Consider the following 16,211-nt stretch of genomic DNA (forward strand, 5'->3'; position numbering starts at 1 on the left):
TCGTGTCGGGCACGGCGGAGCTTGCCGTGCCCGCATCGTAACGGCTGCGATACGCGAACGCACGTCGTCCGGCAATCGCAAGCGCTAGAGATCGAGCACCACGCGCACCGGCGCATCGCCGGCCGCGCAGGCCGGACGGGCCACGCAGGCGAGCGCTTCGCCCTGCCCGACGTCGGCGTCGGGCGGCTGCGGGTAGCACACGCCGCCTTCGAGCACGCGCACCGTGCAGGTGCCGCATGCGCCGACCCGGCAACTCGACAACGCGTCGATGCCGCGCGCCTCGGCCAGTTCGAGCAGGGAACCGTCCAACGGCGACCAGTCCGCCGTCACACCGCTGCGGCGAAATTCGACGACAGCTGACGAGGCCGATGCCGCTTCCGCTGCCGGCACGTCAGCCGCGACCGCAATCTCCGGCGTGCGGGCGCGCCGCGGCACGCTCGACGGCCCGAACGCCTCGTAATGAATCCGCGCCTCGGGCACCTCGAGCGCGCGCAGGCCTTCGACCATCTCGGTCATGAACGCCGACGGGCCGCAAATATGGAAATCGTAGGTATCGAACGGCAGCAAGCGACGCAGCGCATCGATGCCGAGGCGGCCCGCATGATGGCCATCGCCACCGGCCGGCGCGGGCTGGCTGTCGAACAGATGCACGGTCAAGGTCGGATCGCGGCGCACGCAATCGGCCAGTTCGTCGACGAACGGCCGGTCCGCCGCATGGCGCGCGCCGTGAAAGAACACCACGCGCGGCGCAACGGGTCCGTGCGACGCCGCCGCGCGTTCGCGCAGCATCGCGAGCATCGGCGTGATGCCGATCCCGGCCGACAGCATCACAACCGGCCGCACGCCGGCGCGATCGAGCCGGAAAGTGCCGCCCGGCCCGCGCGCCTCGATCCGGCTGCCCACCTGCAACATCTCGTGAAGCCGCGACGAGCCGGCGCCATCGCGCTTCACGCTGATGCGCCAGGTCGGGCCGCCTGCCGCGTCGGACAGCGTGTAGCTGCGCACCAGCGGCGCAGCCTCGCCCGGCATCGGAATGCGCAGCGTCAGGTGCTGGCCGCCGTCGTGGCGCGGCAACGGCGTGCCGTCGGCGCGTTCGAAGTGGAACGAGCGGATGCCGGGGGCCTCGTCGCGCGTCGCGACGACGCGCAGGGTGAACCAGGCGGTTGCCTGGGTTGCCTGGGTTGCCTGGGTTGCCTGGGTTGCCTGGGTTGCCTGGGTTGCCTGGGTTGCCTGGGTTGCCTGGGTTGCCTGGGTTGCCTGGGTTGCCTGGGTTGCCTGGGTTGCCTGGGTTGCCTGGGTTGCCTGGGTCGCGGCGGTCGCCTGGGTCGCCTGGGTCGCCTGGGTCGCCTGGGTCGCCTGGGTCGCCTGGGTCGCCTGGGTCGCCTGGGTCGCCTGGGTCGCCTGGGTTGCCTGGGTCGCGGCGGTCACCCGCGTCGACACATCGACCGCACCCGCTTCCGCCTTGGCCGGCGCGGCAACCCGCGCCACCGCGGCGCTCGCGAACTGCGGCGCCAACTCCGCCTCCGACCACCGGAACGGCAAAGCCGCCTCGCTGCGCCGCACCTCGCGCAACCGGTAGCGCACGAGCCGCTGCGCGCCCTCGAACGCGGCCAGATCCGGCCCGTCCCAGACGATCTCGGCCTCCGCCGCCACATAGAGCAAATCGCCACGCGCGAAATCGACGAACAGCAAGCCCGCACGCGGATTCGACACGAAATTGCCGAGCGTGTTGAAGAACCGATTGCCCGCGTAATCGGGCACGGTCAACGTGCGTTCGTCGTCCACCCGCACGAAGCCCGGCGGCCCGCCGCGATGCGAGACATCGACGCCGCGCGCCACCCGCGCATCGGCGTCGAGATTGGCGCTGGCCACGAAGAACGTATCGGCCCGCGCGATCAGCTCGCGCTCGGCCTCGCCGAGCACCTCGGCACGGTGCAGCGGCGGCGCGCGATGCGGCAGTTCGACCGGTTCGGGCGTGCGGCGCTGGATGTACTTCGGGCAGTTGCCGAAACTTTGCGTGACGGCAATCGACATGGCCGTGCCGTCGAGCGAGGCGACCGTGCCGTTGACGCGATTGCGCCGCCGCGTCGGCAGCTCGATGCCGAGCCCGCCGAACGGCGCGCCCGGCTGCCACGCGTCGGCCAGCGGGTCGTCGCGCAACGCGCCGCCCTGCAGGCGCAGCGTCCGCGCATCGGGCGAATCGACGAAACCCGGTTCGCCCGCGCGCAACGTGGCCCAAGGCTGACCGTCGCGATCGACGCCACCCACCACGAACCACGGCAATTGCGCGTAGAAGGTCCGGTGTTGATCGGGCATGAACGCACGAATGCCGACCCGTCCCGCCGCATCGGCGAACTCGTCCACCCCGGCCTGCTGCTGCACGGCCAGCTCGCCGGCGTGAAACGGCGAGCCGTCCGGTGAACCGGCGGCCGCGCGCCGCGCGTCGGCGGTTTCAGCCGGCGTACGTTCGATCGTGCTGGCGGCATCGCTCATCGCACTGGCTCCCGGTCAACTAACTCGACGCGCGGCGCGGCTCAGGCCAGCGCCGGCGACTTGCGCATGCCGACGAAGCCCGGCAGCGCCTCGACGCGTTCGAGCCAGGCACGCACGTTCGGATACGGCGCGAGCGACACGCCGCCTTCCGGTGCGTGGGCGATATACGAATAGCCGGCCACGTCCGCGATAGTGCGCGTCTCGCCGAGCGCGAAGCGCCGGCCGGCCAGTTCCTTGTCGAGCGTGACCAGCAGCTTCTCGGCGGTCCCGACGGCTTTGGCGTGATCGAACGGCGCGTTGAACAGCGTCGCCAGCCGCGCGGCGCACGGGCCGTACATGATCGGTCCCGACGCGAGCGCGAGCCAGTGCTGCACGGCGGCCGCGCCGGCCGGGTCGTCCGGCAGCCACGACGCGTCGCCGTAGCGCTTGGCCAGATAGACGAGGATCGCGGTGGAATCGGCCAGCACGACATCGCCATCGACGATTACCGGCACCTGCGCGAACGGGTTCAGCGCGAGAAACGCGGCCGAATGCTGTTCGCCCTCGGCCAGATTGACGTCGATCAGCTCGTGCGGCAGGTCGAGCAGCGACAGCATCAACTGGGCGCGATGGGCGTGGCCCGAAAGCGGTGCGCGGTACAGGCGGATCGGGGCGGCGGGGCGAGCGGCGGACGACATGACAACTCCATGGGATAGACGATTCGGTTCATGAATCGCGGTGGGCTGAACCTCCCCCGCGACGTGTACCGACAGACTAAGCCCGCTGTGTCGTTCATGAAAGATGGATAATCAGCGAAATACAATCCATCAAAACTGGACAATCACGTGATCGACATCCGCAACGTGAATCTGAACCGGCTGGCGGTGTTCGCGGCCGTGGTCGAAACCGGCTCGCTGACGGCCGCCGCCACGCGGCTCGGCATCGCCAAGACGATGGTCAGCACGCACATGCAGCGGCTGGAGGCCGAAACCGGCGCGAACCTGCTGGTGCGCACCACGCGGCGGCTCAGCGTGACCGAGGCCGGGCGCACGCTCTACGAGGCGACGCGCGAGATCCTCGGCACCGCCGAGGCGGCGTTCAGCGCGATCGCGGGCGACGCCGGGCCGCTGCGCGGCGGCCTGCGCGTCAGCGCGCCGATCGATTACGGCGCGCTGGTGGTAGCGCCGGCGCTGGTCGCGCTGAACCACACGCATCCCGAGCTCGATATCGAATTGATTTGTGAAGACCGGCTCGTCGATCTGGTGGCGGAGCGCATCGACCTGGCCGTGCGGCTAGGCAAGCTGTCCGATTCGAATCATCGCGCGGTGCGGATCGGTGGCTTCGAGCGCTGGATGGTGGCGAGCCCCGCCGCGATCGCCCGCTTCGGGCTGCCCCGGGAACCGGCCGCGCTGCTCGACTGGCCGTATGCGACGCTATCCTCGATGCAGCGGCTCGAACTGCCGCTGCAGCACGACGACGGCACGCGCATGCGGCTGCGCTGCCGGCGGCGCTTCGCCTCGAACTCGACGCCGGCCGTGCGCGCCGCGCTGCTGGCCGGCTGCGGCTTCGGCACCGCCACCAGCTTCGCGGTGGAACACGACGTGGCGACCGGCGCGCTGGTGCGGCTGCTGCCCGACTGGTCGCTGCCGAAGGCCGATATTCATGCGATCTACCCGTCCACGCATCATCCGTCGGCGAAGGTGCGCGCGGTGGTCGAGGTGCTGAAGACACGGCTCGGCGGTTGAAGCGGCGCGCGTCAGTGGCCGGCCGGCTCCGTCTCCTTGCCCGCACCGTCATCCGCGCTGCCCTCCGCTCCGCGATCCGCATCGAACATCGCCAGCGTGCCGAGCAGCACGCGGCGGCAATTGCGCACCATCCGCTCCTCGGGATCGCGATAGCCGGTCAGCAGCCACGACGCGCCGGCGTTGGTCATCGCGCCCACCAGCGCGAGGCCGGTGAGCCGTGCATCGGCGCGCTGCTCGGGGTCGTCGGGATCGGTCACGCGCGCGACCGCGACGATCTGCCGGCCGAATTCGAGCAGGTTGCGCTGGTACGTGATATCGGTTTCGGCGCTGACGCCCATCACTTCGAGCAGCAGCACGCGCGCCGCGCAGGTGTCGCGCAGGAACGCGAAGAACGCGCGCAAGCCGGCGTCGACGCGCGCCTCCAGCCCGTCTCCGGCCGCGTCGAGCGCCGCCGCCACCGCCGCGCGCAAGCGCACGGCGTGATGCTGGTAAGTGGCCTGCAACAAGGCGTCGGTGCCATCGAAGGCCGCGTAGAAGTAGCGGTCGTTGAGCTTCGCCTCCTGGCAGAGCGCGCGCACCGTGGTCTTGCGAAAGCCGAGCGTGCCGAACAGGCGCGTGCCGGCCCCGATCAGCGCGTCGCGCCGCTCGGCGGCTCGCGCCTCGGGCGCCACCCCGCCATACGGGCGGCCCTTCCGGCCGGTTTCGAGGGGTTTCTCCATTCCGTTATTTGACATCATTCACTGTCATCATTAAATTGGTGACGCTCAACACCACATTTAAGCCGCGATTCGGCAGGGCGGCAAGCCCCGGGAGGCAAGCGATGAAGGATTTTTCGAACAAGGTTGCCGCGATCACCGGGGCCGGCTCGGGCATGGGGCGCAGCCTCGCCGTGGAGCTTGCCCGACGCGGCTGCCATCTCGCCCTGAGCGATATCAATGAAATCGGCCTCGCGCAGACGGTGGCGCTGTGTCATGCGCACGGCGTGCACGTGACCTCGCAACGGCTCGACGTGGCCTCGCGCGAAGCCGTGTTCGCCTGGGCCAAGGCGGCGCGCGACGCGCATGGCCGCGTCAACCTGGTGTTCAACAACGCGGGCGTGTCGCTGGCCGCGCCGGCCGAAAGCGTCTCGATCCAGGATTTCGAATGGATCATGGGCATCAACTTCTGGGGCGTGGTGCACGGCACCCAGGCCTTCCTGCCCTACCTGCACGAATCGGGCGACGGCCACGTGATCAATACCTCCAGCTTGTTCGGGCTGATCGCGATGCCGACGCAAAGCACCTACAACGCCAGCAAGTTCGCGGTGCGCGGCTTCACCGAGGCGCTGCGCATGGAACTGGAGCTGGAGCGCGCGCCAGTCAGCGCGACCTGCGTGCATCCGGGCGGCGTGGCCACCAACATCGTCAACGCGTCGCGCGTCGATGAACGCATCCACGCGCTGACCGGGCAGGACCCCGACACGCACCGCCGCGCCTCCAACAAGCTGATCACCGCCACCACGGCCGACGCGGCCGCGCGGCAGATCCTGGCCGGCGTGGAGCGCAACGCGCGGCGCGTACTGGTGGGCGCCGACGCGCGCCGCCTCGACCGCCTGTCACGGCTGTTCGGCTCGGCCTATCAGGGCTTCGTGCTGCGATTCGTGCGTAAATCGCGGGATCGCAATCTGCAGCGCCACGGCGCGGGCCGCACCGGCGCCGCCTCGTCCAACACCACCAGGGATGCCGCATGAACACCACCACCGGCTGGCAGCCGTCCGCGACGGCCCATGAGAACGCGCCCCCCGCGTCGCGCACCGCGAGCGGCGGCGAGGCGCCGGCGTCGCAGCGCACCGATTTCGACGTACTGATCATCGGCGCCGGGCTGTCCGGCGTGGGCGCGGCGTGGCACCTGCGCGAGCGCTGCCCGTGGGCCAGCTACGCGATCCTCGAAAGCCGCGACGCGATCGGCGGCACCTGGGACCTGTTCCGCTACCCCGGCGTGCGCTCGGATTCCGACATGTTCACGCTCGGCTACAGCTTCCGTCCGTGGCACAGCGACAACGCGATCTCGGACGGCGCGACCATCCTCGACTACATCCGCGACACGGCGCGCGAATCGGGCATCGACCGCTCGATCCGCTACCGCCACCGCGTGACGAGCGCAAACTGGGACTCGGCGGCGGCGCGCTGGCTGGTGGACGTGACACGCACCAGCGGCGATCACACCGAAACGCTGCGCTTCACCTGCCGCTTCCTCTACATGTGCAGCGGCTATTACGACTACGAGAACGGCCACGCGCCGAGCTGGCCGGAGATGGACAGCTATCGCGGCCGCATCGTCCATCCGCAGCACTGGCCGCAGGATCTCGATTACGCCGGCAAGCGCGTGGTGGTGATCGGCAGCGGCGCGACCGCCGTGACGCTGGTGCCGTCGATGGCGCAGCAGGCCGCGCACGTGACGATGCTGCAGCGCTCGCCCACCTACATCGTGTCGATGCCGGCGCGCGACAAGCTCGCGATGCGCCTGCGCCGCTGGCTGCCGGCCGGCCTCGCGCACCGGCTGGTGCGCGCCAAGAACGTGATGCTCGCGATGTACGTGTATCGCGTCGCGCGCAAGCGCCCCGACGCCGCCAAGCGCTTCATCCTGCGCGCGGCCCAGCGCCAGCTGAACCCCGGCTTCGATATCGGCAAGCACCTGACGCCGCGCTACAACCCGTGGGACCAGCGCCTCTGCCTGGTGCCCAACGGCGACCTGTTCAAGGCGCTGCGCGGCGGCAGCGCGTCGATCGTCACCGACGAGATCGACCGCTTCACGCCGGGCGGCCTGCAACTGAAAAGCGGCGAGACGCTCGACGCCGACGTGATCGTCACGGCCACCGGCCTCAAGGTGCGCATGCTCGGCGGCGCGACCGTGAGCGTGGACGGCCGTCCGGTGGAGTTCGGCGAGGCCGTCTCGTACAAGGGCATGATGGCCAGCGGCGTGCCGAACCTCGCGACCTCGTTCGGCTACACCAATGCGTCATGGACGCTGAAGGCCGAGCTGATCGCGCAGTACGTGTGCCGGCTGCTCAACCACATGCGCGAGAAAGGCTACGACAGTTGCACGCCGACGCTCGACGCCGCCACGATGTCGCTCGGCCCGGCGGTCGACCTCAGTTCCGGCTATATTCAGCGGGCCGCCGCGCTGCTGCCGCGTCAGGGCGCGCGCAACCCGTGGAAATCGCATCAGAATTACGCCCGCGACCTCGCGCTGCTGCGCTTCGGTTCGCTGACCGACAGCGCGATGCATTTCGCGCGCCGGCCGGCCGAGCCGGCCACCGGCCGCACCGCTTCCGAATCCGTCCGATAAGAAAAGGGGATTGCCGTGATTGCCGAACTGATTGCCATCGTCGTCGCCGTGTTCGTGGTGCTCTGCGTGTTCACGCTGTTCACCGCGAGCCAGGTGCGGCGCCGCTTCCCGCCCGAAGGCCAATTCATCGATATCGACGGCGACCGCCTGCATTACGTCGATTACGGCAGCGGCCCGCCGATCGTGCTGGTGCACGGCCTGTGCGGCCAGTTGCGCAACTTCGCCTACCTCGACCTGCCGCGCATGGCCCAGTCGAACCGCGTGATCCTCGTCGATCGCGCCGGCTCGGGCCGCTCGACGCGCGGGCCGGCCTCGCAGGCCAACGTGTATGCGCAGGCGCGCACCGTCGCGCGCTTCATCGAGACGCTCGGCCTCGACAAGCCGCTGCTGGTCGGCCATTCGCTCGGCGGCGCGATCTCGCTGGCGGTGGCGCTCGACCACCCCGATGCGATCAGCCGCATCGCGCTGATCGCCCCGCTCACGCACACGGAAACCACGCCGCCGCCCGCGTTCAAGGGCCTGGCGCTGCGCCCGGCCCCGCTGCGCCGCTTCGTGTCGCTGACGATGGGCATCCCGGTGATGATCCTGCAAAGCCGCAAGGCGATCGACGCGATCTTCACGCCGGAGCCGGTGCCGCGCGACTTCCCGATCAAGGGCGGCGGGCTGATGGGGCTGCGGCCGGACGCGTTCTACGCCGCGTCGTCCGACCTGGTGGCCGCGCCCGAGGATCTGCCCGACATGGAGCGCCGCTATCCGACGCTCGGCGTGCCGGTCGGCGTGCTGTACGGCCGCAACGACGCCATCCTCGACTACCGCAAGCACGGCGAAGGCCTCAAGCAGAAGCTCGACAGCGTCGCGCTGACGCTGGTGGACGGCGGCCACATGCTGCCCGTCACGCAAGCGGCGGCCACCACCGACTGGATCCTCGGCGAGGCCGCGCAAGCCGCGACTGATGCGCCGGACCTGTCGCAGCCCGCGGTGCGCACCGCCACCGGGCGCTAGCCGCTCCCGCGCGGCGTGGCCGGCCCCGGCCCGGCCACGCCGCGCGCGCGATCCGATTACAATCGCGCACTTCGATCCAGAACCGGGACCCGCACCATGAAGCATCTGATCGCATCGGCCCTTGCATCAGCCCTTGTATCGGCCTGCGCCTTGTTCGGCACGGCCGCGCTGGCCGACACCGCCGCGAGCGGCGCCGCGGCCGAACCCTGCGCGATCGGCACCGCCAACGGCGTGGCCGGCACGCCGGCCAGCCTGCGCGAATACCTGAAGCTGCCCCAGAGCGACCAGTTCCGCTACCTGATGACGAACCAGATCACCTGCAAGATTTCCGACGAAGGCCGCGCCTCGGGCTGCGCCGGCCTGACCAGCCTGCGGCACGACCGCGTCAGCGTCTACGACGACAGCGACAGCGCCGTCACCACCGTGGTGGCGCGCGTCGATCTCGATCAGGGCACCTATCCGATCATGATCGACGTGCCGAAGGCCAACCTGAAGTGCGAAACACACTGAGGCACTGATCGGCGGACGGGCGCTGCCCCGCCCGCTCAACCGATCTCCAGCGCCCGCCGCACCGACACGGCAATCCCGTGCGCCGCGGCGCGCACCACGTCCGGCGACGGGAACGACGGCGCGATCCGCAAATGCCGGTCGAGCGGATCGTCGCCGAGCGGAAACGCCGCGCCGGCCGGCGTCAGCACCAGCCCGGCCTCGCCTGCCAGCGCCACCGCACGCTTCGCATGCCCCGGCGGCAAGTCGAGGCTGACGAAATAGCCGCCCTCGGGCCGCGTCCAGTTCAGCTCCGCAATCCCGCCGAGCCGCTCGGCGAACACCGCCTCCACCGTCTCGAACTTCGGCCGCAGCAGCGCCCGATGGCCTGCCATCAACGCTTCCAGCCCGGCACGGTCGCGCAGCGCGTGCACGTGCCGCAACTGGTTCAGCTTGTCCGGCCCGATCGAGCGCACGCCCGCGTGGCGCAACCACCAGCCGACGTTGCGCGCCGAGCCGGCCAGGAACGCCACGCCCGCGCCGCCGAACGTGACCTTCGACAGCGACGCGAACACGAACGCGCGATCGGGATGGCCCGCCGCCTCGCAGGCCGGCAGGATGTCCGGCACGGCGCGCGGCGCGTCGGTCAGGTGGTGGAAACGGTAGGCGTCGTCCCACATCAGCCGGAAATCGGCGGCCGCGGCCGGCAGCGCTGCGAGCCGCCTCACCGTGTCGGCCGAGTAGACCGCGCCGGTCGGGTTGCTGTAGCGCGGCACGCACCAGATGCCGCGGATCGACGCGTCGCTGCGCACCAGCGCCTCGACCACATCCATGTCGGGGCCGTCGTCGCGCATCGGCACGGCGATCATGCGGATGCCGAGCGCCTCGCAGATCGCGAAATGCCGGTCGTAGCCCGGCACCGGGCACAGCATCGCCACCTCGCCGCCGCGCCACGGGCTGCCGCCCGGCAGGCCGTGCAGCACGGCGAACGCGAGCACGTCGTGCATCAGTTCGAGGCTCGAATTGCCGGCCGCGACCACCTGCTCCGGGGCCGCGTCGAGCAGCGCCGCGCCGAATTCGCGCGCTTCGGGCAGGCCCGCGCCGAGGCCGTAATTGCGGCAATCCGCGCCGTCGCGCGCCAGCCAGCCGGGGTCGCCGGCCTCGGCGAACAGCCGCGTCGCGAGGTCCAGCTGCTCGGGCGCGGGCTTGCCGCGCGACATGTCGAGGCGCATTCCCTGGCGCCGGAATTCGTCGTAATCCGCAAACATCCTTGCATCTCCGCTGTGAAGGCGAAGCCAGTATGCGCAGCGCCTTCCAATCAGACAAACGCGTTATATTGATCACTTTGATCAGCTTTTCTGATGGCAATGAAATCCTTCGATCTCGATGTGCTGGCGATGGCGGTGGCCGTGGCCGATGCGGGCAGCTTCGTGCGCGGCGCGGCGCGCGTGCACCGTTCGCAGTCGGCGTTGAGCATGCAGATTCGCGCGCTGGAGCAATCGCTCGGCAAGCAGTTGTTCGTGCGCGGCGCGCGCAACGTGACCGTCACGCCCGACGGGGAAACCCTGATTGCCTACGCGCGCCGCCTGCTCGCGCTGCGCGAGGAGGCCTGGGCGGCGATCGTCCACCCCGAGGTCAAGGGCCGCGTGACGATCGGCGTGCCCGACGATTACGCCTCGTCGCTGCTGCCGCCGGTGCTGCGCAAATTCTCGGCGCGCTACCCGAAGGTCGAGATCCAGGTGGTCGGGCTGCCGAGCCGCGCGCTCGCGCCGCTGCTCAAGGACAACAAGATCGACCTGGCCTGCGTGACGCGCATGCGCGGCCTGAACGGCGCGTTCGTGCGCGCCGAGCCGATGGTCTGGGCCGGGCCGCCGTCGGGCGGCGCGGTGTGGGACGAGCGGCCGCTGCCGGTCGCGCTGTTCGGCGCGGGCAGCGTCGCACGCGCCAACGCGATCCGTTCGCTCGAAGCGGCCGGCATCGCATTTCGCACTTCGTACGAAAGCCCGAGCCTGATGGGCCTGTTCAGCATGGTGGAGGCCGGGCTGGCGATCGCGCCGCTGGCGCGCTGCGCGGTGCCGGCGCATTTCTCGCAGCAGGGGCCGGCGCACGGGCTGCCGGCGCTGCCCGATCTCGACATCGTGCTGGCGCGCAGCGCGCGCTCGAACCGGCCGCCGTGCGATTTCCTGGCCGACCAGTTGCTGTCCGATCTCAGTATCTGAACGGAATCGGCAGACGGGCGCGGCGGCGATCCGTGCCCGTGCAACCATGCTGCGTCGCATTACGGCCCGCGCTGTTTCGCGCGCGCCACTGTTCGGGACGAGGTCGACACTGTCACGCACGAAGCATCGATTTCCTCCGATAATCGCGTTACATGCCGCCGCGCGCCCGTCGCCGGCTGCTGCGAAGCGTCACCCCGTCCGCCCTGCCCAGATATCGTTCCGCCCGACATCCTGATGCCCGCCGACCGCCTGCCCGATCCGACGCCCCGCTCGTGGAAGCTGGCCGCCTCACGCCTGCTGACCCCGGCCGGCGTTCTGCTGGCGGGCGGCGTGCTGCTGGTGTTCTTCTGGGCGCTCAGCGCGCTGGTGCTGTTCCAGTCGCGCTCGGATGCCTACCAGCGCGCAGCCGGCAATGCCCGCAACCTGGTGCTCGTGCTCGAACGCGACATCGCCCGCAGCGTCGAACAATACGATCTGTCGTTGCAGGCCGTGGTGGATGGCATGCGCCAGCCGCAGGTGATGGCGCTGCCGCCGAAGCTGCGCAACCTCGTGCTGTTCGACCGCGCCACCACCGGGCGCTACCTCGGCACGATCTACGTGGTCGACCCCGGCGGCAACATCGTGCTCGATTCGCGCTCCGACGCACCGCCGGTGGCCAACCTGCTGGATCGCGAAGACATCGCGATCCACCGCAGCCATCCCGAGATCGGCCTTTACATCAGCAAGCCTTACGCGTCGCCGCTGCACGGCGGGCAGGCGATGCTGACGCTGTCGCGCCGCATCGACAACGCCGACGGTTCATTCGGCGGCGTGGTGGTGGGCGCGCTCAGCGTCGACTATTTCCGCTCGCTGCTCGACGGCCTGTCGGTCGGCCCGCACGGCTCGGCCGCCGTGCTCGGCACCAACGGCGCGCTGATCACCCGGCTGCCGTTCGACACCAGCATGGTGGGCCGCGACGTGAGCCGCTCCACCGTGTATCTCGATGCGATGCGCCAGCCCGAAGGCGCCGTGTCCGGCCTGGCCTCGCTCGACGGCACGCGGCGGCTGTATGTGTACAAGCGGCTGCCGGCGCTGCCGATCATCGTCGACGTGGCGCCGGCGGAGAGCGACATCTACCTCGAATGGCGGCATCGCGCGGAACGGCTCGGCGCGATCGTGGCGGTGTTCTCGCTGGTGGTGGCGGCCGGCTCGATGCTGCTCGCGCACGAGCTGCGGCTGCGCCAGCAGGTCGAGCAGCAGCTTTACCGGCTGACCCGCACCGATGCGCTGACGGGCCTCGGCAACCGGCGCGCGTTCGACGCCACGCTGCATGGCGAGTGGTTGCGCGCACAACGAACCGGCCGGCCGCTGGCGCTGCTGTTCGTCGATATCGACCAGTTCAAGGCTTACAACGATCACTACGGGCACCCGGCCGGCGACGAGGTGCTGCGCGAGGTCGGCCGCGTGCTGGCCCTGTGTGCGCGCCGCGCGACCGACAGCATGGCGCGCTACGGCGGCGAGGAGTTCGTCGTGACGCTGCCCGATACCGATGCGCAGGGCGCGGCCCGGTTCGGCGAACAGGTGCGGCGCTCGATCTACGACCTGGCGCTGCCGCACGCGACCAGCGCCTATGGGCGCGTGACGGTCAGCATCGGCATCGTCACCACGCGCGAGGCATCCGCCGCCAGCGATGCCGCGTTCGTCAACCTGGCCGACACCGCGCTCTATCACGCGAAAACGGCCGGCCGCAACCGGATCTGCGATCCGCAGGGCGTGGTGCTGGCCTGACGCGGCGGGCGCGGCGCGCTGCCGCGCCGGCACGCCGGGATGGCAGGCGGCGCGGCGAGATCCTTATACTGTGCGCTGATTCCACTTCGATCCCGTCGCCGATCCTCCCGTCATGCGCGTTGGCCGCCCCGTTCCCGCCCTGCCTCAACCCGTCTGCGACTATTGCGGCGAGAAGGCGCAGCTTGCGCGTTTCGGCGATGCCGCCTACCCGTATCGCGACGAGCACGGCGAGCTGTGGGTCTGCCCGCCGTGCGATGCCTGGATCGGCGTGTTTCCGCGCAGCCGCCGCCACGTGCCGCTCGGCCGGCTCGCCAACGCCGAGTTGCGGCAGGCGAAATCGGATCTGCACGCGGCGCTCGAACCGCTGGTGGCCGCCAAGATGCGCCGCGACGGCTGCAACGCGTTCGAGGCGCGCGCCAAGGGCATCCGTTGGCTCGCCACCCGGCTCGGCCTCGATCCGGCCAACACGATCCACGCCCTCGATCTCGACGCCTGCCGCGCGGCGATCGTGCTGGTCAACGATTTCGTGGCGAACCGCCAGCGCGGCGACGCGGCCGGCGCCACGGCGGCCGAACCGGGCTACGACGCGTGATGCGGCGCGCTCGGCCCTGATCCACGGCCGAACCGGCCCTTTTTGGGTTTATTTCAGGCACGCCGATTGCTGCACTGCATCGAATTCGCAGGCCGACAGCGCGGTGGTTCTCGCCGATTGCGCCGCCCGCCACGCTTCGCCCCCTCCGCCATTTGCTCCGTCATCGCAACCGGGCGCACCGGCCATATCGGCCCGCGCGCACCGCCCCGCCGGTCGCTTGCCGCTTCTTTGCCGCGCACGCCAATATTTTTGCGAGACGTTTACACGCCCCGGCGTAACGTGAGGCCATGTTCGTTACCGCGGCCCGCCGCCGACATCATGCCCGTCTCCCGCAGTGCAACGTCCGTCACGCCGATCTCCCGCCAGCTTCGCCCGGTCGCCTCGATCGGCCCGGTGCGCGCGGCACGCCAACCCGCCCGCCGCACCGCGCCGGCCGATCGCGAGGACAGCCCCCGCGTGCTGCTGCCGATCACGCTCGAAGGCGCCGCCGATTATCTGTGCGCGCAACGCCGCGCGCTGCTGCGCTCGCCGCTCGGCGTCTATGTCTCGCATATCGACGCGCATCGCGAGCGGATGGCGGTGTGGTTCGACCTCGCGCGCGCGGATGTCGGCTTCGCGATTCATACGCTGCTGTCGACCGTGCCGAATGCGACATTAGGCAGCTTGCGCCAACGAGCATCCTGAACACACGCCTTATTGATGGTGTACGCTGGGCTCGTTCGTCGTCCGGCCCAGCGCCACGCACGACGCCCGGCAGCGCCGCCGTGCGGCCTTGCCTCGGCGTGCTTCACGCCGTGCCCGGTATCCCGTCTCGCCGCGTGCCCGCGCGAGATGCGGCCCACGCCGAACCGCGTCACCGTCCTGTCCGATCCTCCTGCGCCGGGTTCATATCGGCCAGCGCCCCCCTCGCTCCGCCAGGCGCGCTGACCGATGCCTGCCCGACCGCTGCCCGGCCCGCCGGCGCAGCGGCGTCGCGAGGCGGATCGCGCCTTCCATCACCGTTCATCAGGAGAGTTTCGTGAGCCGTCTCATCGTGGTATCGAACCGGACAGCCGATCCGGACAACGAAGCACCCGGCGGCCTGGCCGTCGCGCTCAACGAAAGCCTGCAGCAGCGCGGCGGCATCTGGTTCGGCTGGAGCGGCAAGCTCACCGAAGCCGACCCGTCCACCCAGGACGTGCAGATCCGCGACGCCGGCAACATGAAGCTCGCGACCATCGATCTGTCGCAGCGCGACTACGACAACTACTACCTCGGCTACGCGAACAACGTGCTGTGGCCGGTGTTCCACTACCGGCTCGATCTGGCCAACTTCGACGTGCAGTTCGGCGACGCCTACCGCCGCGTGAACCGCCTGTTCGCGCAGAAGCTGATGCCGCTGCTGAAGCCCGACGACGTGATCTGGGTGCACGACTATCACCTGATCCCGCTCGCCACCGAGCTGCGCGCGCAAGGCTGCCGCAACCGGATCGGTTTCTTCCTGCATATTCCGGTGCCGCCGCCGCTCGTGATGGCCGCGATCCCCGAACACGAATGGCTGATGCGCTCGCTGTGCGCGTACGACCTGGTGGGCTTCCAGGCGCATACCGACGTCACGCATTTCGTGCGCTACGCCGAAGCCGAGGCCAACGCCGAGTTCGTGGACGGCGAATACCTGCGCGCGTTCGGCCGCAACGTCCGAGTGGGCGCATTCCCGATCGGCATCGACGTGGACGGCTTCTCGCAGATGGCCACCGACGACGACGGCCTGAACGTATACGAACAGATGCGCGACGAATACTCGCGCCGCAAGCTGTTGCTCGGCGTGGACCGGCTCGACTATTCGAAGGGGTTGCCGCAACGCGTGCAGGCGTTCCGCGAGATGCTCGACCGCTACCCCGAGATGCGCAAGAGCGCGACGCTGATCCAGATCGCCGCGCCGAGCCGCGAGGACGTGGACGCCTACGATCATCTGCGCCAGGAAATGGATTCGCTGTGCGGCTCGGTCAACGGCGACTACGGCGAGCTCGACTGGATGCCGGTGCGCTACATCCACCGCAGCCTCGATCGCACCTCGCTGCCCGGCCTCTACCGCGCGAGCCGCGTGGCGCTCGTCACGCCGCTGCGCGACGGCATGAACCTGGTCGCCAAGGAGTTCATCGCGGCGCAGGACGCCAGGGATCCGGGCGTGCTCGTGCTGTCGCGTTTCGCGGGCGCGGCCGAGCAGTTGACCGACGCGCTGCTGGTGAACCCGTACGACATCCAGGGCACGGCGCGCGCGATCCACACTGCGCTGACGATGCCGCTGGAAGAACGCGTGGAGCGGCACACGGCGCTGCTCGCCGAGATCCGCAAGTACGACGTGCACTGGTGGACGGCCGGTTTCCTCGGTGCGCTCGACGATGCGCCGATTCCGCCGACGCGACGGCCGGCCGGGCTGGTCTGACGGTTGCGCGGGCGGGCGTCGGTGCCCCCTTCCTTGTGCCCCCTGCGCCCCGCGTACCGTTACGCGGTCGTGCGGGGGGCGTAACGTAGCACGCCGGAACATTCGGATTTTGGCGTTGACGATTTTCCGGAATCGTCGCGTTTAAAGCGAATGAATCACTTTTTCTCGATCGATCT

Annotated in this window: 14 protein-coding genes; 10 read left to right on the forward strand and 4 right to left on the reverse strand. The window is 70.0% G+C overall.

The annotated features are described in order from the left end of the window. Positions 1–84: 84 nt before the first annotated feature. Positions 85–2,493, reverse strand: coding sequence for a pyridoxamine 5'-phosphate oxidase family protein (locus AB4850_RS11580; RefSeq protein ID WP_414439946.1), 2,409 nt, complete (start codon positions 2,491–2,493; stop codon positions 85–87). 41 nt (positions 2,494–2,534) lie between these two features. Then, entirely contained in the window at positions 2,535–3,170 is a 636-nt protein-coding gene (locus tag AB4850_RS11585) for a glutathione S-transferase family protein (protein WP_414439947.1), read from the reverse strand. A gap of 147 nt (positions 3,171–3,317) precedes the next feature. Here AB4850_RS11585 and AB4850_RS11590 point away from each other — a divergent pair, with 147 nt between their 5' ends. Further along, positions 3,318–4,217 (forward strand): LysR family transcriptional regulator, encoded by a 900-nt coding sequence (locus tag AB4850_RS11590; protein ID WP_414439948.1) that lies wholly within the window; start codon positions 3,318–3,320, stop codon positions 4,215–4,217. An 11-nt stretch (positions 4,218–4,228) separates the two neighbouring features. Here the strand turns inward: AB4850_RS11590 and AB4850_RS11595 are convergent, their stop codons facing one another. Next, a complete protein-coding gene (locus tag AB4850_RS11595; protein ID WP_414439949.1) occupies positions 4,229–4,936 on the reverse strand; it encodes a TetR/AcrR family transcriptional regulator in 708 nt (235 codons plus the stop codon). Positions 4,937–5,037: 101 nt separating this feature from the next. Between AB4850_RS11595 and AB4850_RS11600 the strand changes: the two genes are divergently transcribed. From AB4850_RS11600 to AB4850_RS11615, 4 genes are all read left to right on the forward strand, one after another. Beyond that, positions 5,038–5,946: an SDR family NAD(P)-dependent oxidoreductase gene (locus AB4850_RS11600; RefSeq protein WP_414439950.1), complete on the forward strand. Its 909-nt coding sequence runs from the start codon at positions 5,038–5,040 to the stop codon at positions 5,944–5,946. Further along, complete coding sequence (locus AB4850_RS11605) at positions 5,943–7,544, forward strand: flavin-containing monooxygenase (protein ID WP_414439951.1); 1,602 nt, start codon at positions 5,943–5,945, stop codon at positions 7,542–7,544. Before AB4850_RS11600 ends, AB4850_RS11605 begins: the two co-directional genes overlap by 4 nt. Positions 7,545–7,559: 15 nt before the next feature. Next, complete coding sequence (locus AB4850_RS11610) at positions 7,560–8,546, forward strand: alpha/beta fold hydrolase (protein WP_414439952.1); 987 nt, start codon at positions 7,560–7,562, stop codon at positions 8,544–8,546. A 96-nt stretch (positions 8,547–8,642) separates the two neighbouring features. Next, positions 8,643–9,056 carry a hypothetical protein gene (locus AB4850_RS11615; protein ID WP_414439953.1) on the forward strand — a complete coding sequence of 138 codons (414 nt, stop codon included), beginning with the start codon at positions 8,643–8,645 and terminating at the stop codon, positions 9,054–9,056. Between the two features lie 35 nt (positions 9,057–9,091). On the opposite strand, the gene AB4850_RS11620 is transcribed toward AB4850_RS11615, so the two are convergent. Next, entirely contained in the window at positions 9,092–10,300 is a 1,209-nt protein-coding gene (locus AB4850_RS11620) for an aminotransferase class I/II-fold pyridoxal phosphate-dependent enzyme (RefSeq protein WP_414439954.1), read from the reverse strand. A gap of 99 nt (positions 10,301–10,399) precedes the next feature. Between AB4850_RS11620 and AB4850_RS11625 the strand changes: the two genes are divergently transcribed. The 5 genes from AB4850_RS11625 to otsA all read left to right on the forward strand — a co-directional run bounded on the left by AB4850_RS11625 (position 10,400) and on the right by otsA (position 16,035). Further along, positions 10,400–11,251 (forward strand): LysR substrate-binding domain-containing protein, encoded by an 852-nt coding sequence (locus tag AB4850_RS11625; RefSeq protein WP_414442016.1) that lies wholly within the window; start codon positions 10,400–10,402, stop codon positions 11,249–11,251. A gap of 234 nt (positions 11,252–11,485) precedes the next feature. Continuing rightward, on the forward strand, positions 11,486–13,018 hold the full coding sequence (locus tag AB4850_RS11630) for a diguanylate cyclase (RefSeq protein WP_414439955.1): 1,533 nt from the start codon (positions 11,486–11,488) through the stop codon (positions 13,016–13,018). 112 nt (positions 13,019–13,130) lie between these two features. Continuing rightward, complete coding sequence (locus AB4850_RS11635; protein WP_414439956.1) at positions 13,131–13,610, forward strand: zinc-finger-containing protein; 480 nt, start codon at positions 13,131–13,133, stop codon at positions 13,608–13,610. A 318-nt stretch (positions 13,611–13,928) separates the two neighbouring features. After that, positions 13,929–14,294 carry a hypothetical protein gene (locus AB4850_RS11640; protein ID WP_414439957.1) on the forward strand — a complete coding sequence of 122 codons (366 nt, stop codon included), beginning with the start codon at positions 13,929–13,931 and terminating at the stop codon, positions 14,292–14,294. Positions 14,295–14,628: 334 nt separating this feature from the next. Beyond that, positions 14,629–16,035 (forward strand): alpha,alpha-trehalose-phosphate synthase (UDP-forming), encoded by a 1,407-nt coding sequence (gene otsA, locus AB4850_RS11645; RefSeq protein WP_414439958.1) that lies wholly within the window; start codon positions 14,629–14,631, stop codon positions 16,033–16,035. Positions 16,036–16,211: the final 176 nt, after the last annotated feature.

The organism is Burkholderia sp. 22PA0106, from assembly GCF_047497155.1.
Taxonomy (GTDB): domain Bacteria; phylum Pseudomonadota; class Gammaproteobacteria; order Burkholderiales; family Burkholderiaceae; genus Burkholderia.